14 protein-coding genes and 3 pseudogenes are annotated in these 20,880 nt (G+C 42.8%); all 17 read left to right on the forward strand.

Translation table 11 applies throughout. The features are described from left to right. The first annotated feature begins 102 nt into the window (after positions 1 to 102). The 17 genes and pseudogenes from CK1_RS01400 to CK1_RS01480 all read left to right on the forward strand — a co-directional run bounded on the left by CK1_RS01400 (position 103) and on the right by CK1_RS01480 (position 20,438). Positions 103 to 594, forward strand: coding sequence for a PcfB family protein (locus tag CK1_RS01400; RefSeq protein ID WP_015524552.1), 492 nt, complete (start codon positions 103 to 105; stop codon positions 592 to 594). A 23-nt stretch (positions 595 to 617) separates the two neighbouring features. Beyond that, on the forward strand, positions 618 to 2,477 hold the full coding sequence (locus CK1_RS01405; RefSeq protein WP_330620328.1) for a VirD4-like conjugal transfer protein, CD1115 family: 1,860 nt from the start codon (positions 618 to 620) through the stop codon (positions 2,475 to 2,477). A 121-nt stretch (positions 2,478 to 2,598) separates the two neighbouring features. Next, positions 2,599 to 2,814 (forward strand): Maff2 family mobile element protein, encoded by a 216-nt coding sequence (locus CK1_RS01410; RefSeq protein ID WP_017144663.1) that lies wholly within the window; start codon positions 2,599 to 2,601, stop codon positions 2,812 to 2,814. A gap of 12 nt (positions 2,815 to 2,826) precedes the next feature. Next, positions 2,827 to 3,696, forward strand: a complete 870-nt coding sequence (locus tag CK1_RS01415; protein ID WP_015524554.1) for a VirB6/TrbL-like conjugal transfer protein, CD1112 family — start codon at positions 2,827 to 2,829, stop codon at positions 3,694 to 3,696. Between the two features lie 23 nt (positions 3,697 to 3,719). Further along, positions 3,720 to 4,182, forward strand: a pseudogene (locus CK1_RS01420) (PrgI family protein). Continuing rightward, a complete protein-coding gene (locus tag CK1_RS01425) occupies positions 4,064 to 6,520 on the forward strand; it encodes a VirB4-like conjugal transfer ATPase, CD1110 family (protein ID WP_015524555.1) in 2,457 nt (818 codons plus the stop codon). Before CK1_RS01420 ends, CK1_RS01425 begins: the two are co-directional and overlap by 119 nt. Positions 6,521 to 6,695: 175 nt before the next feature. After that, positions 6,696 to 9,467: a CD1108 family mobile element protein gene (locus CK1_RS01430; RefSeq protein ID WP_353611205.1), complete on the forward strand. Its 2,772-nt coding sequence runs from the start codon at positions 6,696 to 6,698 to the stop codon at positions 9,465 to 9,467. 42 nt (positions 9,468 to 9,509) lie between these two features. Beyond that, a complete protein-coding gene (locus CK1_RS01435; protein WP_008688068.1) occupies positions 9,510 to 9,812 on the forward strand; it encodes a DUF4315 family protein in 303 nt (100 codons plus the stop codon). After that, complete coding sequence (locus CK1_RS01440) at positions 9,766 to 11,199, forward strand: CD1107 family mobile element protein (protein WP_015524557.1); 1,434 nt, start codon at positions 9,766 to 9,768, stop codon at positions 11,197 to 11,199. The genes CK1_RS01435 and CK1_RS01440 overlap by 47 nt, the downstream gene beginning before the upstream one ends. A gap of 4 nt (positions 11,200 to 11,203) precedes the next feature. After that, a complete protein-coding gene (locus tag CK1_RS01445; protein WP_306288675.1) occupies positions 11,204 to 11,764 on the forward strand; it encodes an MT-A70 family methyltransferase in 561 nt (186 codons plus the stop codon). Beyond that, positions 11,761 to 12,330, forward strand: a pseudogene (locus CK1_RS01450) (toprim domain-containing protein); the annotation flags it as partial. The gene CK1_RS01445 and the pseudogene CK1_RS01450, both read left to right, overlap by 4 nt. A gap of 656 nt (positions 12,331 to 12,986) precedes the next feature. Then, a complete protein-coding gene (locus CK1_RS01455) occupies positions 12,987 to 13,565 on the forward strand; it encodes an MptD family putative ECF transporter S component (RefSeq protein ID WP_015524559.1) in 579 nt (192 codons plus the stop codon). A gap of 184 nt (positions 13,566 to 13,749) precedes the next feature. Beyond that, a complete protein-coding gene (locus CK1_RS01460; RefSeq protein ID WP_502685083.1) occupies positions 13,750 to 14,301 on the forward strand; it encodes an energy-coupling factor transporter transmembrane component T in 552 nt (183 codons plus the stop codon). Positions 14,302 to 14,305: 4 nt separating this feature from the next. Then, a pseudogene (locus CK1_RS01465) lies at positions 14,306 to 15,842 on the forward strand (ABC transporter ATP-binding protein). A gap of 94 nt (positions 15,843 to 15,936) precedes the next feature. Beyond that, positions 15,937 to 16,794, forward strand: a complete 858-nt coding sequence (locus tag CK1_RS01470) for an AraC family transcriptional regulator (RefSeq protein ID WP_015524564.1) — start codon at positions 15,937 to 15,939, stop codon at positions 16,792 to 16,794. Between the two features lie 121 nt (positions 16,795 to 16,915). Then, positions 16,916 to 18,697, forward strand: a complete 1,782-nt coding sequence (locus tag CK1_RS01475) for an ABC transporter ATP-binding protein (RefSeq protein WP_015524565.1) — start codon at positions 16,916 to 16,918, stop codon at positions 18,695 to 18,697. Next, on the forward strand, positions 18,690 to 20,438 hold the full coding sequence (locus CK1_RS01480) for an ABC transporter ATP-binding protein (protein ID WP_015524566.1): 1,749 nt from the start codon (positions 18,690 to 18,692) through the stop codon (positions 20,436 to 20,438). The genes CK1_RS01475 and CK1_RS01480 overlap by 8 nt, the downstream gene beginning before the upstream one ends. Positions 20,439 to 20,880: the final 442 nt, after the last annotated feature.

Consider the following 20,880-nt stretch of genomic DNA (forward strand, 5'->3'; position numbering starts at 1 on the left):
AAAACCTGATTACCGGTTAATCTGTCTTTTTTCATTAAAGGGGGTGATTGCCATGATTACAGATCTGGACAGCAGTTGAATCGCTGAAAGGAGGGAAAAGTCATGCAGGAAGAGGTAACTCAGAAAACGGTCACGTTCTGTATTCGGGCAACTAAGATTACAGCAGACCTGTTGAAAAAGGTTCTTGTTGCGTATCTGCGTCATCAGAAGCAGAAATCAGTAGAGAAGAAAGCACAGAAAAATCAGCCGAAACAGGGAAAGGTCACGGTAAAAGAGCTGGCAAAACAGAATGCCGGGATGGTCAATATCGAGATCACGGACAAAAATATCAAGTCCTTTGAACGGTATGCCAGAAAATACGGGATCAATTATGCTTTGAAAAAAGACAAGAGCAAAGAGCCTCCGGTTTATCTGGTATTTTTCAAGGGACGTGATCAGGATGCCCTCAATGCTGCTTTCCGTGAGTTTTCCCAGAAACAGATTCAAAAAGCGAATAAGCCTTCCATTCATAAGCGTCTTGCAGCTTACCGGGCAATGATGCCAAAGAAGACGAAGAACAAAGTAAAGAACCGGCATCAGGAGCAGAGTCGATGAAAAAGAAAAGCGGCAAAACTCTGATGCAGAAGTGGAAGAATAAAATCGGGGGTAAGCTGTCCGCCCTGGATAAAAAGAAACTGGTTCTTACAAATATCCCTTATGCTCTGGCTGCTTTCTATGCAGATCGGGCATTTTTTCTTTACCGGAACAGTCCGGGAGAAGATATGGGGAACAAACTTTTATATGCAATGGAACACGCAGACCGGATTTTAGCTGGTTTTGTGTTAAGCAATAACTGGAAAGATCTGCTAGCAGGTATTGTTGTTGCAGTCGTTCTGAAAGTGTTGGTCTGGCAGAAACAGGCAGACGCAAAGAAATTACGGAAAGGCATCGAGTATGGTTCAGCCAGATGGGGAACCGCAGAGGATATCAAGCCTTATATGTCGGAAGATCCATGGATGAACATTCCATTGACAGCAACAGAAGCACTGACCATGGAGAGCAGACCGAAGCAGCCGAAGTATGCAAGAAATAAAAATATAGTGGTTATCGGCGGCAGTGGTTCCGGTAAGACACGTTTTTTTGTAAAACCATCGGTCATGCAAATGAACTGTTCCATGGTCATTACAGATCCGAAAGGCACTTTGATTGAAGAGTGCGGGAAGATGTTAGCAAAGGGACCACCTAAGAAAGATAAGAATGGAAATATCATGAAAGATAAATCTGGAAAAGTGGTACATGAGCCATATGTGATTAAGGTTCTGAATACCGTCAATTTTTCCAAGTCCCTTCATTACAATCCATTTGCTTATATACGGTCTGAAAAAGATATCCTGAAGCTGGTTACAACAATCATTGTTAATACCAAAGGCGAAGGGGAAAAAGCTTCCGAAGATTTTTGGGTGAAAGCAGAGAGATTGCTGTACACCGCACTGATTGCTTTTATCTGGTATGAAGGGGATGAAGAGGAAAAGAATTTGAATACTCTTCTGGATCTTTTGAATGAAAGCGAAACCCGTGAAGAGGATGAAACTTACCAGAATCCAGTGGATATGATGTTCCAGGAACTGGAAGAAAGAGATCCGCAGCACTTTGCGGTCAGACAGTATAAAAAATACAAAATGGCGGCTGGAAAGACAGCGAAAAGTATTTTGATATCGTGTGGGGCCAGACTTGCCCCATTTGACATCGCAGAGCTTCGAGAGATCATGTCTTATGATGAAATGGAATTGGATAAGATCGGGGATAGGAAAACAGCCTTGTTTCTGATTATGTCCGATACAGATACAACCTTCAACTTTGTGATTGCGATGCTGCAGTCACAGCTTTTCAATCTGCTTTGTGATAAGGCAGACGATGTATATGGTGGAAGACTTCCGGTGCATGTGCGTGTCATCGCTGATGAGTTTGCCAACATCGGGCAAATTCCTCAGTTTGACAAGCTGATTGCAACTATCCGAAGCAGGGAAATCTCTGCTTCTATTATTTTGCAGTCACAGAGTCAGCTAAAGGCAATGTACAAGGATAGTGCAGATACCATTCTGGGTAACTGTGATACTACACTATTTCTTGGTGGAAAAGAGAAAACTACCTTAAAGGAAATGAGTGAACTTCTGGGTAAGGAAACCATTGATCTGTATAACACTTCGGAAACGAGGAGCAATCAGAAGTCCTTTGGATTGAATTACCAGAAAACAGGCAAACAGCTGATGACAGAAGATGAGATTGCAGTCATGGATGGAGGAAAATGTATCCTGCAGATTCGTGGTGCCAGACCATTTTTCTCAGACAAATATGATATCACGAAACACAAAAATTATCGGTTTCTTGCAGATGAAAATGAGAAAAACCGATACAAAGTAGAAAAAGAGTTAAATCCGCAGTACACACCGAAACCCGAAGAAGAGGTGGAGGTAATTCAGGTGGAGCTGTCGGAGTAACCTTGGGAATGAACGAAAAATAATGAGGAAAGGAATAACTGACATTAGGTGCGCCGGCTTTTTAGTCGGTGTTTTTTCATTCCCGTAAACACCTGAAAGAAGTCAGTTTTGGTGAATGTATATGGCATTTTTTAGCAGTGCAATTACAACTTTAAAAACTCTTGTAGTCGCAATCGGCGCAGGTCTTGGCGTGTGGGGTGTCGTAAACCTTCTGGAAGGATATGGAAATGACAATCCCGGCGCTAAGAGCCAGGGCATCAAACAGCTGATGGCTGGTGCCGGAATCATGCTGCTGGGAACTACCCTGATTCCACAGCTGGCAACATTGTTCTCTTAAGAGGAGTGGTAGATGAACACCATCATTGAGAGAATTACGGAAGCGATAAAGGATATCCTGATCGGGCTTATCAAGTCAAGTTTGGATAACATGTTCACGTCTGTCAATGAGCAGGTGGGAACCATAGCCGGGCAGGTGGGACAGACACCGCAGGGATGGAATGCAGGGATTTTTAATCTGATTCAGAATATATCCCAAACGGTGATTGTCCCCATTGCGGGACTGATCATCACCTTTGTCCTGTGCTATGAATTGATCACGATGGTAACACAGAAAAACAATTTCCATGAATTTGAGACTTATAACATTTTCCTCTGGATCTTCAAAGCGTATGTAGCCATTTATCTGGTGACAAATACGTTCAATATCACGATGGCGGTCTTTGATGTTGGCCAGCATGTGGTCAACAATGCCGCCGGGGTGATATCAGGAAACACTGCGGTGGATGCAACAGAAGCAATTTCACGGATTGTGGATGCTCTGGAGGATATGGAGTTAGGGGATTTGTTCCTGCTATCCATGGAAACGATGTTGATCAGTGTTACCATGCACATTCTGTCAATTATCATTACGGTAATCTTGTACGGAAGAATGATAGAAATTTACCTTTATACTTCCATAGCACCAATTCCGTTTGCCACCATGACCAATAAGGAATGGGGAAATATCGGAAACAACTATTTAAAAGGCTTGTTCGCACTGGCATTTCAGGGATTCTTCATGATGGTCTGTGTGGGAATTTATGCAGTTTTAGTAAATGCAATGACCATATCCAGTGACCTTCATGCAGCAATGTTTTCAGTAGCGGCTTATACCGTGATTCTTGCATTTTCATTATTCAAGACCGGAAGCCTTAGCAAATCAATATTCAATGCCCATTAGCGGGCAGGAAAGGAGCGCATACCATGGCGTATGTACCAGTACCAAAAGACCTTACCAAGGTCAAAACAAAAGTAGCGTTAAATCTGACAAAGCGGCAGTTGATTTTTTTCACTTGCCGCAGTTGTGGGAATTCCGTTTTATCTGGTCATGAGAAAACCAATCGGTTCCAGTATCGCAGCCATCCTGATGGTAACGATCATGCTTCCGTTTTTCTTCATGGCAATGTATGAAAAAGACGGTCTTCCCTTTGAAAAAGTGGTGGCAAATATCATTCGACAGAAGTTTATCTGTCCGGCAGTAAGACCATATAAGACAGAAAATTTTTATCAGGAGATTTCCACCCTTGTGAAAAAGGAGGGTGTGCCGGATGGCAAAAAAGACAAAGCAGGAGGCTCAGCAGGAGCGTCTGTCCCTGGCGGAAAAAAGAAACCGTCAGGAAAGAAGAAACAAAAAAAGCAGAAAAGAAAGAGAACAGGAAAAGCGTAGAAAGAAGCAGGAACGGGATCGTAGGAAACAGAAAAACATTCCTACAACTGCACAGCAGAGTATTCCGTATATTCGAATGCTGCAGGATGGTATCTGCCAGGTGACAAAGACCTTTTTCTCCAAGACGATTCAGTTTTATGACATCAACTATCAGCTTGCTTTAAATGAGGATAAGACCACGATATTTGAAAATTACTGTGATTTCTTAAATTACTTTGATTCTTCCATCAGTGTGCAGCTGTCCTTTATCAATCAGCAGGTGGATGTGGCAGAATTTGAGAAAAGCATTGATATTCCAGATCAGAACGATGACTTCAATGCCATTCGTGAAGAGTACCGAATTATGTTGAAAAATCAGCTTTCCAAAGGAAATAATGGTCTGGTAAAGACAAAGTATATCACTTTTGGAATCGAAGCAGAGAGCCTGAAGGTGGCAAGACCGAGGCTTGAAAGAATTGAAACAGATATCTTAAACAACTTTAAGGTTCTGGGTGCACAGGCACATTCCCTGAATGGTCTGGAGCGGCTGGAGATTCTATATCATGTGTTCAACCAGGATCGGATTGAACCATTTAAGTTCCAGTATAAGATGCTGCCGGAAACAGGGTTAAAGACCAAAGATTTTATTGCACCGACTTCCTTTAACTTTTCCAAGAATCAGACATTTTTGATGGGAAGAACGATGGGAAGTGTGAGTTACCTGCAGATTCTTGCACCGGAGCTTACAGACCGGATGCTTGCAGATTTCCTGGATGTGGATGACAGCATCAATGTCAACATTCATATCCAGTCTATTGATCAGAGTTCAGCGATCAAAATGATCAAGAGTAAAATTTCAGATTTGGATAAGATGAAGATTGAGGAGCAAAAACGGGCTGTACGTTCCGGTTATGATATGGATGTGCTTCCATCGGACCTTGTGACTTATGGAGAAGAGGCGAAGAACCTGCTGGAAGATCTGCAGTCCAGAAATGAGCGAATGTTCCTTGTAACAGTTCTGGTAATGAATACCGCAAAGAAGCGTCAGAAGCTGGATAATAATATTTTCCAGGTGCAGGGAATCGCACAGAAATATAACTGTTCCTTAAAACAGCTGGATTATCAGCAGGAAGCAGCACTTATGTCTTGTATTCCATTGGGAGTCAATCGGATTGAAATTCAGAGAGGGCTTACCACATCTTCAACAGCAATCTTCGTGCCATTTACGACACAGGAACTGTTTCAGGAAGGGGAGGCTCTTTATTATGGACTGAATGCATTATCCAACAACATGATCATGGTTGATCGGAAGCGTCTGAAGAACCCGAATGGACTTATTCTTGGTACACCTGGTTCCGGTAAGTCCTTCTCAGCAAAGAGGGAAATTACAAACTGCTTCCTGATCACGGAAGACGATATCATTATCTGTGATCCAGAAGCCGAGTATTCCCCATTGGTGCAGGCACTGCATGGGCAGGTGGTACGGGTTTCTCCGGTATCTGACCAGTATATCAATCCAATGGATCTAAACCTGAATTATTCCGAGGAAGACAACCCGTTGTCACTGAAAGCAGATTTCATTCTGTCTTTGTGTGAGCTGATCGTTGGTGGAAAGAATGGATTGGAGCCGGTAGAAAAGACCATCATTGACCGTTGTGTGCGGTTAGTATATCAGGAATACCTTGCCGATCCAGTACCGGAGAAGATGCCAATCCTGGAGGATTTATATAATCTTCTGAGAAAACAGGAAGAGCCGGAAGCACAGCGACTGGCCACTTCATTGGAGATCTATGTTACAGGTTCTCTGAATGTATTTAATCATCAGACAAACGTGGATATCAATAACCGCATTGTCTGCTTTGACATCAAAGAATTGGGAAAACAGCTGAAAAAGATTGGGATGCTCGTCATTCAGGATCAGGTCTGGAACAGGGTAACGATGAACCGTTCTGCCCATAAATCCACCAGATACTATGTGGATGAGTTCCATCTTCTCTTAAAAGAGGAGCAGACCGCAGCTTATAGTGTGGAGATCTGGAAGAGATTCCGTAAATGGGGTGGTATCCCGACAGGAATTACCCAGAACATTAAGGATTTATTGTCTTCCAGGGAAATCGAGAATATTTTTGAAAACTCTGATTTCATTTATATGCTCAACCAGGCTTCCGGAGACAGGCAGATTCTTGCAAAACAGCTGAATATCTCACCAACCCAGCTGTCCTATGTAACCAACAGTAATGAGGGTGAAGGTCTTCTGTTCTATGGAAATGTCATTATCCCATTCGTAGACAGATTCCCGAAGAATTCCCTCTATAAAATCATGACAACCCGCTTGGAGGAAACTTCTGAAGCAGGTTAAATCAAAGGAGAAAACAATGTTACGAGCAATTTCATATGTATTAACTTTTAGTGGCGGTGCTGTATTTGGCATCGTTTTTCTCTGTTTATTACAGGCAGGGAAAGGGTATCCGAAGAAGGAGGAGTAATCAGTGACAGAACAGAGAATGAAAGTCAGGGACAAGAAAGTCCAGAAGATGACCAAGGATGGTCTGGTGGAAGAAAACCTGACGGATAAATCTTCTGTTCGTGTCAGTAACCGTGCAAGTGATGTGCAGATGGGAAGAAAACAGAGGGAAAAAGAAGAAAACCTTGTGGATAAGTCTCCTCGCCAGTCTGAACGGAGTGGGAAAAATATTCGTCCTTCTGTGCAAAAATCCAGAGATGCACCGGAACTGATACGGACAGAGAAGCAAAGTGAGGATTTTGGACAGAGTAGTAAACAGCAAAATAGAAAAAGAATCCGTGCTGAAGTCGGAAAAGAATCCAGACTAGCAGAAAAATCCGAAGCCGGACAGTCAGGGAGACTGAAAGAAAAACGTGCTGATCTATCAGAAAACAGAGGAGACAGCCGAAGTAAGAGGAATGGTGGCAGCAAAAAGCCAAAACAGAAACAGCGTTTGAAGTTTGCTTATGAGGAAACTGGTGCTTCTGTGAAAAATGACAAAGATATGGAGAAATTGAACCAGATGGATACGGATGGAGTCAATTTCCGACATCAGAAACAGAAGGAAAAAGCCAAAAAGTTTTCTTATGAAGAAGCCAAAAAGAAAAAGGAAGCAAAGCAGCATTCCAAGAAAGCACAGGTCTATCAGGCAAATGAAGGGGAAGCTCCTGGAAAGAAGAAATCCCGCTTGAAGTTTGGCGAAGGGGAATCTGTGAAAACAGAAAAAACTTCTGTTGTTAAAAAAGCAGGAAGTGCAACTTCCGCAGCATTGCACCGTGAGATCAGCAAAAATGAAGACGATAATGCGGCGGTAGAAGGTGCTCATAAGTTAGAAGAAAGCGGCGAAGGTGTTTACCGGCTGGAACAGAGAAGTGCCAGACGCAGGAAACAGAGGGCATTCAGAAAAAGAAGCAGACTTGAAAGACAGGCAGAGAAACAGACACAGGCGGCAGCCCGTCAGGAGCAGAAGAAACTGAAAAAACAGATTCAGAAGCAACAGATCAAACGGGATTATGCCAAAGCGAAGCGAAGTGAACAGACAGTAGGAACAGCTACAAAAGGTACGATTGATTATATCAAGAAGATTGGCGGCAAAGTCACCAACTTTTTTAAAGAAAACCGGAAGGTGTATATCAGTGTAGTAGTTCTGATCGGCTTGATGTTTCTGATCATAACGAATGTCACGTCTTGCTCTGCAGTGTTTTTACAAAATGTGATCACTTATACCGGAACCAGTTATCTGTCATCGGATCAGGCAATCCGGGAAGCGGAACTGTATTACACACAGCTGGAAGCTAATCTGCAAGAGCGGATCAACAACATGGAATCTGAAGAACCGGGACATGAGGAATACCGATATGATATCGGACCTATTGAGCATGATCCGTTTATCCTGATCAGTTATCTGTCTGCAAAGTATGAAGAATTTACTTTTGAACAGGTCAAGCCAGAACTGGATGCTCTTTTTGCATTGCAGTATCGGTTAGAAACAGAAGCAGTCAATGAGACTGTGACAGAGACAGCAACTGTAAGAGTTGGAGAATCTTTGGGACAAGTAGTGACCAGTGGATATTGTAACTGTCCGATCTGTTGTGGTGTATGGAGCGGAGGACCGACTGCCAGTGGAGCATATCCAACTGCCAATCATACCTTAGCGGTAGATGCTTCCAATCCGTTTGTACCAATGGGAACAAAGGTAGTTATGAATGGTGTCGAATATATTGTAGAAGATACCGGAGCTTTCGCAAGATACGGTGTACAGTTTGATGTCTATTATGACAGTCATGCGGCAGCATCTGCACATGGACATCAGACATGGGAATGTTATCTGGCGGATGATAATGGAAGTCAGGAAGTGGAAGTGACCAGGACCAGAGATGTAGATGTACTGAATGTCACCTTAAATAGTGGAAACCTGATGTCAATCTGTCAGGAAAGGCTGGGATTTTTCCAGAAAGAACTGTTCAGTGCCTACAACGATACAAAAGGCAACTTGCAGATGTTTGCAACACCGGTTGATTTTAACTGGTATTCCAGTGTGACCAGCTATTATGGATACAGGATTCATCCAATATCAGGAGCAAATCAGCTTCATAATGGTATGGATATCGGAGCACCGGAAGGGACAAAAGTAATGGCAGGGCTGACCGGAACGGTTACAACTTCTGCTTATAATGACAGCTATGGAAATTACGTCATTATCAAAGACAGCAAAGGTTATGAGCTTCGCTATGCACACCTTAGCAGCCGGAGCGTATCTGCAGGAGCATCTGTTAGCAAAGGTGATGAAATTGGTCTGGTAGGAAACACTGGAAATTCGACAGGAAGCCATCTTCATATTGAACTGTTAAAAAATGGAGAACGGTTGAACCCGATCTTTTATCTGGAAACAGGAGAAGGTTCCAGTTTTGGTGGCAATGAATACACCAGTGAAGCGGCACAGCGATTACTAGAAGAAGCGGCAAAATATCTCGGAACACCGTATGTGTGGGGTGGATATTCCCCAAGTGGATTCGATTGTTCCGGATTTGTAAGCTACTGTCTGACAAACTCTGGTGTAAGGAATACAGGAAGATTAACAGCACAGGGACTGTACAACATTTGTACACCAGTATCCCAGTCGGAGGCGCAGCCGGGAGATTTGATTTTCTTTACTGGAACTTACGATGCAGGGGAGCCGGTAACGCATATCGGAATCTATGTAGGCAATGGTCAGATGATCCATTGTGGACATCCGGTGCAGTATACGTCCATCAATTCCCCATACTGGCAGAGCCATTTCTATGGATTTGGACGATGGTAAGAAAAAAGGGCGGCTGCATCAGCCGTCCGGAAAGGAGAACCGATGAAAAGTCTTGAAAAAGCTACGGCAGATTATGAGAAAGCCAAAGAGAAAATGGAAGCTTCCAAAGCCAGATATGAAGCAGATTTAAAGCGGTTCAAGGCTGCGGAGATTGCAAAAACAGAAGCGGAAAATCTGGAAATTGTAAGAATTATCCGTGCAATGGATATGAGTATTCCGGAATTGGAAGCTTTCAAAAAGAGAATGAAAAATGAACTGCCCGGCAGGGTAGAAATACAGAAGGAGGAAACAAAAGCCGATGATGAATCTGGAAAAAATGAAACAGAAGAAGAGAACAATTACTAAAAGCAGGGTAAAAAAGAGCTTGCTTGCAGCAACGACATTTCTTTGCCTGACAACACCTTTGCTCCAGACACAGACTGCTTATGCAGCTGAGAATACCACGCCTGCAATCACGATTGAGAAACCGGATGGCTGGAAACAGGGAGAAACAACCATTGCTGTTACGGTAGATGCCAGTCATATGCCGGAAGGTTTCTCAATAGCAAAGATTGAAGCAAAAGCAGGAAAAGATGGAAGCTGGCAGGATGTAACCGGAAGTGGAAGTATCACGATCACTGGAAATCAGACAGTGTATGTGCGTGTTACAGATGGTGAGGGGAAGGTCTATGAGCAGAATCGCTCTATTAAGTGTTATGACACGGAAAAGCCTACACTCTCTGCTTCCCTGACAGATGGTGTGCTGACGATTCAGGGGAATGATACAGTATCAGGGATTACTGCAGTAACAGTCAATGGCACCACTTATACAGACTTGAAGGATGGAATGCTGAGAGTGCAATTGACACAGAAAGATTTTACTACAAAACAGATTGAGATTACGGTAACAGACGGTGCCGGAAATACGTCTGAAAAGTATGTGTTACAGAATCCTTATTATGAATGGGCAAAGAAGCAGGCAGAGAAACAGAAAACTTCCAGTGACAGTAATGGTGCAATGGCAACCACGACCAGTGCAGATGCAACTGGGACTGAGAAAACAACGACTTCACCGCTTCCGCAGGATGCACAGGCTTCTGAGCCGACAGATGCAAAAGGAACCGTGGATGATCGGACAGTGACAGGTATTGAGGAACAGCTTAATAAAGAAGGCGAGACAGCAGATTCTGTTACCAAAACAGCTACGGAAGGCACAAAAGAGTTTTATACCATTTCAACTAAGAGTGGTAAGATTTTCTATCTGATCATCGACAATTCAAAATCTCAGGATAATGTGTATTTTCTTACCGAAGTTAGTGAAAAAGATCTGATGAACTTTACACTTTCTGATTCGGTGATACTTCCGGAAGTAGATACGGTTTATGCAGAACCAGAGAAAAAAGCAGAGGAAGAAAAGCCGGAAACGACAGAGTCAGCCGAGAAAGATAAGGTAGAGGATGATATTCAGATGCCTGAAGATAAAAGTCCATTTGGAACGTATCTTTTGATTGCACTGGTTGCAGTCGGAGCTGCGGCAGGAGGATATTACTTCAAAGTCTATAAACCAAAGCATGAATATGATGACGAGGATGAGATGGAAGAGGATGAAGATGAATCCGAAGATTCAGAGTCTGAAAAGCGGGAAGTAGACGATGCAGATGAGCAGGAAGAAAGTACAGAACCGGAAATCCTGAGAGATGAAGATTTTGACGATAATGTGCTGGAAGATGAAGAAGAGGAGGAAGGGCGATGATTGAGTGCGGAATAAGAAATATCAGATTATATACGCTGATCCGCCTTGGCAGTATAACAGGAAGGCGGGGCAGGGAATTGCCGCAGACCATTACCCGACCATGAGTTTGCAGGAAATCTGTGATCTTCCAGTTGGAAAATTAGCGGATAAAGATTGTGTTTTATTTCTCTGGGTCACTTTTCCACAGCTGAGAGAAGGATTAAGTGTGATTCAAGCATGGGGATTTCAATACAAGACAGTAGCGTTCGTGTGGGTAAAGAAGAATAAAAAGGCAGATACTTTGTTTCTTGGTCTGGGACACTGGACAAGGAGCAATGCTGAAATTTGTTTGCTTGCAACGAAAGGGTCTGTTCATAGGAAATCAGCATATGTTCGACAGATTATTTTATCACACATTGAAAGACACAGTAAAAAACCAGATGTGGCAAGAGATAGAATTGTTGAGCTTATTGGTGATGTATCGAGAATAGAATTATTTGCACGACAGACAACACCTGGGTGGGATGTCTGGGGAAATGAAATACAGTCAGATATAGAAATGAAAAGTGAGGAAGAAATAGAATGAAAGCATTAGTGATTGCAGAAAAGCCATCGGTTGCGATGGCACTGGCTTCCGTGCTTGGAGCCAGAACAAGAAAAGATGGCTACGTGGAGGGAAACGGTTATATCGTTTCCTGGTGCGTAGGACATCTGGTGGGATTATGCGATGCATCGGAATACGATGAAAAATATAAAAAATGGAGATATGAAGATCTGCCGATTGTGCCGGAATGTTGGAAACACAAGATTTTGGAGGGTACAAAGAAGCAGTTTGGAATCTTAAAGAAACTGATGAGAGATTCCGAAGTGAATGAAGTAATCTGTGCAACTGATGCAGGACGTGAAGGTGAGTTAATCTTTCGTTTGGTGTATGAGCAGGCAGGATGCAGAAAGCCGATGAAGCGGCTTTGGATCTCTTCCATGGAAGAACAGGCAATTAAAGATGGATTTGCGTCATTAAAAGACGGTTCGTATTATGACAGTCTCTATCAGTCAGCACTTTGCAGGGCAAAGGCAGACTGGCTGGTGGGAATCAATGCGAGCCGTCTTTTTTCCGTTCTGTATAACCAGAATCTGAAAGTTGGAAGAGTAGGGGAAAGTATATGTATAGATGAGAAAGTAGGAACAATGTATCTGTATCCTATTATTAGTAAAGATTTTCGAAGAGTGTGCAAGGAAACAGGAGTCAAGGAAGGTTGTTTTTTTAACACATTTTCTGATCTGTCTTCCATGGCTAGTTTTTTTGAAATTGGAAGCAAAATATATCATTCGAATAGTATGGATACTTTTGGATATACAGAGCAATTGGAAAAAATGTATAGGAACAAAAGTACAGAAAATGAAAAGACTATATTTTGGTTTGGTATAGAACTTGTAAATGGAAATGATGTAGAAAAAAAACTTATGTCTTTTGAATATGCGTGTAACTGGAATTCCCTATCGGGGTATGTTTGTGCGTTGGTGGCAGAATGGTGCCTAAACGATGAAATTTCAAAAGGAAAGGCATATAATTTAGATGAAATAGAAGGTATTCAAAAAATTTATAGAGAGTCTTCCGGGAGAAATAAAACAGAATATAGTTAAACTTTAAACAAAAGAATTCTATTTCAAAAATAATATTCAAATGAATCAGAAAAAAATCTATTTGGATTTAAAATGCCTTTTTGGAGTAGAAAAAAATTATCATATCTGTTATATTACGTTGAAGAAGGTTAGAACTGGCTAACCAAAAGAAGGAGGATGTTATAATGAAGAAACTACAAGGAAAAGACCTTATTAACGTTGGAATCTTTACTGCAATTTATTTCATGGTATTTATGGCCGTTGCTATGTTGGGTTTTATCCCTATTTTTTTGCCACTGCTGATTGCGATTGCGCCGCTTATTGCCGGCATTGTTATGATGCTGTACTATTCTAAAATCCAAAAGTTTGGAATGGTGTCTCTGACCGGTTTGATCTGTGGTATTTTGATGCTGCTCACAGGTATGGGATATTGGAGTATTATTACCGGTTTTGTTTTTGGTGTTCTGGCTGATCTAATCTTGAAGTCCGGCGATTATAAGAGCGCAAAGAAAGGGATCATTTCTCATGGGGTTTTCTCGATGTGGATTATTGGTAATTATATTCCTATTGTTGTAACAAGGGACAGCTATTACCAAGATTTGATTACCGGCTATAGTCAGGAATATGCCGATGCGATTATGGGGTATATCAGTGCATATACACTTCCGCTTCTTTTGATTGCCGGTTTTGTCTGCGGCGTGATTGGCGGTATCATCGGACAGAAGATTTTTAAGAAACACTTCAAAAGGGCAGGTATTGCATAATGCGTCAGGAGTTATTAGCAAGTCAGAAAAGCGGCAGAGGAATACTGTTAGACCCCCGGACGAAACTCGCTTTGCTTATCACAATTTCCGTATTTGTTTTAAGTGGAGGCATTGGTGTAACTTCCAGACAGTTCGCTCCTGTTTTGTCGGCAGTTCCTCTGATATTGATGCTGACCGAAGGGGCATGGAAGGGGTCATGTATCTATTTTGCCTTGTACGGTGGCAGCTATCTACTGCAAATACTGTCACTCCCGTACTTGTCAGGACTGCCAAGTTTTTTGTTGTTGCAGTTTGTGGCTTTTTAATGAGGTTTGTTCCGGGAATTATGATGGGATACATTACAGTCAAAACAACCACCGTCAGTGAATTTGTTGCTGCCATGAAGAAGCTGCATTTGCCGGAGCAAATTATTATTCCAATGTCTGTTATATTCCGCTTTTTCCCAACAGTTGTTGAGGAATATAATGCGATAGGCGATGCTATGAAAATGCGAGGGATTCGCTTCGGCGGAGGCAAAGCAGGCGCAATGTTGGAATATAGGCTTGTTCCTGTAATTATGTGTTCTGTTAAGATTGGGGAAGAATTAAGTGCTGCAGCCCTGACGAGAGGATTGGGCGGATCGGTTAAGAGAACAAATATCTGCGAAATCGGTTTTCATGTGCAGGATATTCTTTTCTTGTTATTGTGTGTAGTGGCTTTTGCTATTCCGATTGCAACAATGATTGCAGGGAGGTAGGATTATGATTGAATGTAAAAAAGTTTCTTTTTCCTACCCTTCAAATGAAAGTATCGACGGAGAACGTGAAGTACATGGAACGCTGAAAAATATAGACCTGTCTATTAATGATGGAGATTTCGTGTTGCTCTGCGGAACATCAGGATGCGGAAAAACTACATTAACTCGTTTGTTTAATGGCCTGATTCCGCACTATTACGATGGCAAGCTGGAAGGTAGAGTCATACTCGATGGCAAAGATATGAGTAGCCTGTCGTTATTTGATATATCAAAAAAAGTGGGTTCTGTTTTTCAGAATCCACGTTCTCAATTTTTTAATGTGGATACGACCAGCGAAATTGCCTTTGGATGTGAAAACCATGGATTGGAAGAAGCAGAAATCCGAAAGCGGGTAAAACTGGTCTCAGAGCAGTTGAACCTTACAAATCTACTGGACAGAAGTGTTTTCTCCCTTTCCGGTGGGGAAAAGCAAAAAATCGCCTGTGGATCTGCCGCCGCTGTGGAACCGGATGTATTTGTTTTGGACGAGCCATCTTCCAACCTTGACGCCTATTCCATCGCTGATTTTCGGAAACTGTTAAAAATATTGAAGTCACAGGGCAAAACAATTATTATTGCGGAGCACCGGCTCTACTATCTTTATGATCTGGCAGATAGGATCATATATTTAAGCGACGGGGAAATACAAGGGGATTATACTTTGCCGGAATTTCAGTTGATTCCGGCGGCGGAAAAAGCTAAAATGGGATTACGGCCTCTTGGCCTGGGTGAGTTTGCAGACATTGAGCCTGCCAGTCTACATTCAGGGCAGGGGATATGGAAACTGAACCACTTCCATTTCGCATACAAGAAACAGCCGGAAACGCTTTCTCTGGAAAATATAGAGCTTCCTGCCGGAAATGTAACGGCGGTCATCGGGCACAATGGAGCCGGAAAAACGACACTATCCCGTTGCTTATGCGGATTGGAAAAAAGATGTAAAGGTATCCTCGAAAAAGAAGGTACTTCCTATTCAAGCAAACAGCGGCTGAAGCTATGCTATATGGTCATGCAGGATGTAAATCATCAGCTTTTTTACGGAGAGCGTTTTAGAGGAAGTCCTATTAAGTATGCCGGGGAAAGATTCCGATGAATCGCCTGAAAATGTGGCAAAGGCAGAGGCTATCTTGACAGAAATGGATTTGCTCCCGTACAAAGCCTGCCATCCGATGGGGCTTTCGGGAGGGCAAAAACAACGTGTGGCGATTGCTTCTGCGATTGCCTCTGAACGTCCGGTTATACTATTTGACGAACCTACCAGCGGCCTTGATCTCTTTCATATGAGGCAGGTGGCCGATTCGGTCAAAGGACTTGCCGATTCAGGAAAAACCATTGTGATTGTGACCCATGATCCTGAATTTATACTCAGATGCTGCAATCATGTGATTCATCTGGAAAACGGAATGCTGGAAGAAAGCTATTCCCTCTGGGATATGGAAGGACGAGAACGGCTATTAAACTTCTTTATACTGGAAGGGGGCGGCGGAAATCAAACTGTTTGATGGTAAAATAAATTGCGGATCAAATGTAAAAAATGTCATTGAAACTGAGGATTGTGTTGTCCTGCAAATTTTTGACGAAAGCGGCGAAGGGACAATGACAGCTCACAAAATTTTTGATGGCGCTTTTGTGATGTATAGTGATATGCACCTAAAAGAATGCGTTTCTCATTTTCAGAGTAGTACAGGCAGTTCGCTTCTCTATATCGACCATTGCCGGGAGGGACGAATCGAAAACGAAATTGGCAATCATGCTTATGGCTATTTACAGGAGCATGAAATGCGAGTTGATAACAGGCGTTTCCATTCGGGACGAGTTTGCTTTCCGCTTTGCCATTACCACGGGATGACGCTCGGGTTTGATTTGGAAATTGCTGTGCCAGCCCTCAGAGATTTTTTTGGCGGGTTTTCGGTTGATTTATATGAACTTCAAAAGAAGTATTGTAACGACAAGAAACCGTTTGTTATTCATAATGAGCCGGGAATTGAACATATTTTTTCAGAACTTTACTTTGTCCCGCAGCAAATCAAAGGAGACTACTATAAAGTAAAGGCACTGGAACTACTTTTGTATCTGGACGCTTTGCAAATTTCCGAGTCCAAAGAGGAACGTCCTTATTTTTATAAAGGGCAGGTAGAGAAAATAAAAGCAATCCACGACCTGATTACAACGGATTTGCAAGAGCATTATACAATGGATGAATTGGCTGAACGGTTCCAGATTTCATTGACGGGCATGAAAAACTGTTTCAAAGAGGTTTACGGAGATTCCATGTATTCTTATCTTCGCCGTTATCGAATGAATATCGCTGCTACAATGCTCAGGCAGGATTCCAAAAAGGGGATTGCAGAAATTGCCGGGGCTGTCGGATATGAAAGTCCCAGTAAATTTGCAACGGCCTTTCGTCAGGTGATGGGACAAACGCCTATGGAGTACCGAAAATCTTTTTTCTAAATGGTGCATAAATGCCGTTTTGGAGAGGAAAGAAGAATTGAATACTGCTACAATGAGGATGGTTAGCAAAGACTACCCATCCTTTTTTCTTTGCTGACTAAAAAGAAGGAAGGTGATTGTAATGAAGCAGCAAAAAGATAATTGGGTGAAAATTCTGTTTTCCTTCGCCGCACCATGCAAGGGGAAAATGGCTCTTTCGGTATTCTGCGCCATTCTGAGCGTTGCAGGAGGGTTTATTCCTTTTTGGGCTGTATATGAAATCCTGCTGGCATTTATCAATCAGAATGTGACCCTGAATGGCATTCTGATTTGGTGTCTGGTTGGAGCAGCGGGCTACCTGCTGCGGGTTGCCTGCCATGGAATCTCTACGATCCTGGCGCATATTTCAGCCTATACCATTTTGGAAGGAATCCGGCTTAAAATTGCGGACCGGCTGATGAAAGCGCCTCTCGGCGAAGTGATGGGGCGGCGAATCGGCTATCTGAAAAATATCATCATGGATAAGGTGGAGGATTTAGAGCCGCCTTTGGCACACATGATCCCGGAATTGACTTCTAACCTCCTACTCCCTGTTGCAATTTTTACCTGGATGATGGTCATTGACTGGCGCATGGGATTGGCGGTTCTGATTGCTCCGGTGCTGGCCATGATTCCTATGTTTTTCCTTATGAGGAATTATAACAGTCAGTACGCCGCTTATATGGAGGCAAATAACCATGTCAACAGTATTATTATTGAGTATGTGGAAGGCATCGAGGTTGTAAAGGCTTTTAATCAAAGCACAAGTTCCTATGAAAAATTTGTTAATGCTGTCCAGTCGTTCAAAGAGTTTACCCTGGCATGGTTTAAGAGCACATGGAAAACGATGAACCTGATGATGGCGATTATGCCAACAACGTTACTGGGGGTTCTTCCTGTCGGCCTTCTGCTGGTACAGAATGGAAGTATTTCCCCCGCAGAGCTTGCAATGGGGATTATTCTTTCTCTCAGCATTGTTGGGCCGTTGATGAAAGCAACCACTTTCATTAACGAAGCAAAGTCTATGGAATATGCAGTAGAGGCGGCAAATGAACTTTTGAACCTGCCTATGCTGCCGGATTCAGGGAAAATCGTATCCATATCCCGCAATGATATTGTGTTGGAGCATGTAACCTTTTCCTATGACGGCTCCGAGCAAAATGAAGTACTGCATGATGTGAACTTGGAATTGCCAGAGGGAAGTTTTACGGCACTTGTAGGACCGTCTGGCGGCGGTAAATCAACGATTGCCCGTCTGATTGCAAGGTTTTGGGACGTGACAGGTGGCAACATTACCATTGGGGGGAAGAATATCAAAGAGTTGTCTATACGCCAGCTTTCCGAACTGGTCAGTTTTGTGACGCAGGATAACTTCCTGTTTAATTGCTCCCTGAAAGAAAACATCCGTCTTGGAAATCCAAACGCCACAGATGAAGAAGTATATGCGGCGGCGAAAGAGGCCTGCTGTGATGAATTTATTGTGCGTTTGGACAAAGGATATGATACCCCTGCCGGTGATGCCGGAAAGAGGCTGTCCGGCGGCGAAAAACAGCGAATTGCGATTGCGAGGGCGATCCTCAAAAATGCCCCGATTGTTATTTTGGATGAAGCGACAGCATTTACTGACCCGCAGAACGAAGATAAAATTCAGAAATCTATCATGGCGTTATCAAAGGGTAAAACTCTTCTTGTGATCGCCCACCGCCTTTCCACCATTCAGAACGCAGATCAGATTGTCGTGTTGAAAAAAGGCCGGATTGTGGATTGCGGAAAGCAGGGAGAATTGTTGAAGCGGTGTCCGCTGTATGCGGATATGTGGAAAGCCCACATCGGGGCGAAGAATTGGTCTGTGAGTGAAAAGAAGGAGGTGGTCGCTCATGTTTAAGTCTATGAAACGGATCATTAAATGGGCGGGGAAATATAAGGGACGCCTCTATCTTGGCTCTGTTTTTTCCTTTTTCAGCAGCCTGTCTACGGCGATCCCTACAATGGCTGCCGCTTATGCCCTTGATAAAGCAATCGCAGCTTATTGGGCAGGCAACACAATAGAATCCTCCCTGATCTGGCAGACGCTTTGGATTACTGTTGGCTCGATTGCGCTTAACTTTCTACTCTCTTATTTGCGGGCGGTGTTGCAGGAAAGCATTGGTTATGAAGTAGCCGCAGGGCAGCGAATCCATTTAGGCGATGTGCTGAAAAGGGTTCCTCTGGGATATTTTTCCAAAAACAGCGTGGGCGATATTCTGACAGGTGTTACCACGGAGCTATCCACACTTGAATTGCAGGGAATGAAGATGGTTGACATCATCATCAACGGATATGCAAAGTTTATTGCAATTCTCCTGTGTTTCCTTTTCCTGAGTCCAGCCGCAGCAGTGATTTCTGTTGTCGGCGTTGCCTTTTCCTCATTGGCCTTACATGGTATCAGCAGGCATAGTGAAAAGACCGCTGCTATCACGCACCAGGCCATGGAGGATATGTCTGGCTCTGCGATTGAATATATCCGCGGGCTGTCCATCGTTAAATCGTTCGGACAGGAAGGGGCTTCTATCGAAAGTTTCCGCAAGGCAAATACGGATTTGAAAAATATTCATATCAAAGTAGAAAAAGGCTATACGCCATTTAACTGCTTGCATCTGTTCTCCTTAAAACTGGCATCTATGGGGATTGTGTTTATCTGTGCATGGCAGACACTTAACGGGCAAATGAGTCTTGCTTATTTCCTGATGTTTGTTCTGTTTTCTTTCGTAATCTTTGGAAGTGTGGAAAACATTAACGACGCGGCTCACATGCTGGGTCTTATAGATTCCGCTATGAATAAGCTGGAAGCTCTGGAAAATGCAGAATATATCGACCAGGACGGAAAAGATATTACACCGACCTCGTATGACATTACTTTTCAGGATGTATCCTTTGGTTACGATAAACGGACTGTATTGCATGATGTGAATTTCACGATTCCGCAGAATACCACAACAGCGATTGTAGGTCCCTCCGGGAGCGGCAAGTCTACCCTGTGCAGCCTGATTGCACGCTTTTATGATGTTGACGCCGGAAAAATCATTTTAGGAGAAACAGATATTCGAGAATTTACCTGTGACAGCTTACTAAAAAATATCAGTATGGTGTTCCAGAATGTATATCTGTTCCGGGATACGATCCGTAACAATATCAAATTCGGCAGCCCGAACGCTTCAGAGGAACAGATGATTGCCGCTGCAAAAAAAGCGCGCTGCCATGACTTTATTATGGCCTTGCCAGATGGATATGATACCGTCATTGGTGAGGGCGGTTCTTCTCTTTCCGGCGGTGAAAAGCAGCGGATTTCGATTGCCAGAGCCATGCTGAAAGATGCGCCGATTGTTATTTTGGATGAGGCCACGGCCAGCATTGACCCAGAGAATGAGCATTTGATTCAAGAGGCTATTTCCGCACTGACACATGGTAAAACAATCATAACGATTGCCCATAGACTGGCGACGATTGAAAATGCGGATCAGATTCTCGTTATTGATGGAGGAACGGTAGTGCAGAAAGGAACTCATAAAGAATTACTGAAACAAAAAGGAACCTATCGAGATTTTATTAGTATTCGTGAGCAGGCTGAAGGTTGGAGAATTCAGTAGATTACGAAAAGAAGTTGCAGGAAAACGCAATATTCAGAAAATACCATTGGTTAATATTTGATAGGAGTGATTTGAGGTTTTGTGTGTTCTCTGGCATAATGTATTGAGATTAAAAAAGTCATTTATAAACATTGTTGTGCAATTTGTGTTCTTGAGATGCAAGGAGTATTCTGCACATTGTTTGTTTATGGATTATGACTGCTTGCAGAGTGCGGTGTTAAGTTTGGATTAATTTAATATGTCGTTGGTATTTTAGGAAAGCAAAAAATTATAATTATAATAATGAAAAATTTGTTTTCCTAATGAAACGGCATACCTAAATATTAGTAAGAGGTTATCATGAAAATAATAATTATTATTATCTTGTTGGCATTTATTATTCTTGCTTTGAGTTTTTTGCTTACGTTCATAATGTATCGTATGCAGTTTGGAAAGAGAATAG

It is taken from the genome of Ruminococcus sp. SR1/5 (assembly GCF_000209835.1).
Lineage (GTDB): Bacteria > Bacillota > Clostridia > Lachnospirales > Lachnospiraceae > Blautia_A > Blautia_A fusiformis.

What these genes read in the sequence shown, in the direction of transcription:
- CK1_RS01400 (WP_015524552.1), top strand. Translation starts at nt 103, where the DNA reads ATGCAGGAAGAGGTAACTCAGAAAACGGTCACGTTCTGTATTCGGGCA.
- CK1_RS01405 (WP_330620328.1), top strand. Translation starts at nt 618, where the DNA reads ATGCAGAAGTGGAAGAATAAAATCGGGGGTAAGCTGTCCGCCCTGGAT.
- CK1_RS01410 (WP_017144663.1), top strand. Translation starts at nt 2,599, where the DNA reads ATGGCATTTTTTAGCAGTGCAATTACAACTTTAAAAACTCTTGTAGTC.
- CK1_RS01415 (WP_015524554.1), top strand. Translation starts at nt 2,827, where the DNA reads ATGAACACCATCATTGAGAGAATTACGGAAGCGATAAAGGATATCCTG.
- CK1_RS01425 (WP_015524555.1), top strand. Translation starts at nt 4,064, where the DNA reads ATGGCAAAAAAGACAAAGCAGGAGGCTCAGCAGGAGCGTCTGTCCCTG.
- CK1_RS01430 (WP_353611205.1), top strand. Translation starts at nt 6,696, where the DNA reads ATGACCAAGGATGGTCTGGTGGAAGAAAACCTGACGGATAAATCTTCT.
- CK1_RS01435 (WP_008688068.1), top strand. Translation starts at nt 9,510, where the DNA reads ATGAAAAGTCTTGAAAAAGCTACGGCAGATTATGAGAAAGCCAAAGAG.
- CK1_RS01440 (WP_015524557.1), top strand. Translation starts at nt 9,766, where the DNA reads ATGATGAATCTGGAAAAAATGAAACAGAAGAAGAGAACAATTACTAAA.
- CK1_RS01455 (WP_015524559.1), top strand. Translation starts at nt 12,987, where the DNA reads ATGAAGAAACTACAAGGAAAAGACCTTATTAACGTTGGAATCTTTACT.
- CK1_RS01460 (WP_502685083.1), top strand. Translation starts at nt 13,750, where the DNA reads ATGGAAGGGGTCATGTATCTATTTTGCCTTGTACGGTGGCAGCTATCT.
- CK1_RS01470 (WP_015524564.1), top strand. Translation starts at nt 15,937, where the DNA reads ATGACAGCTCACAAAATTTTTGATGGCGCTTTTGTGATGTATAGTGAT.
- CK1_RS01475 (WP_015524565.1), top strand. Translation starts at nt 16,916, where the DNA reads ATGAAGCAGCAAAAAGATAATTGGGTGAAAATTCTGTTTTCCTTCGCC.
- CK1_RS01480 (WP_015524566.1), top strand. Translation starts at nt 18,690, where the DNA reads ATGTTTAAGTCTATGAAACGGATCATTAAATGGGCGGGGAAATATAAG.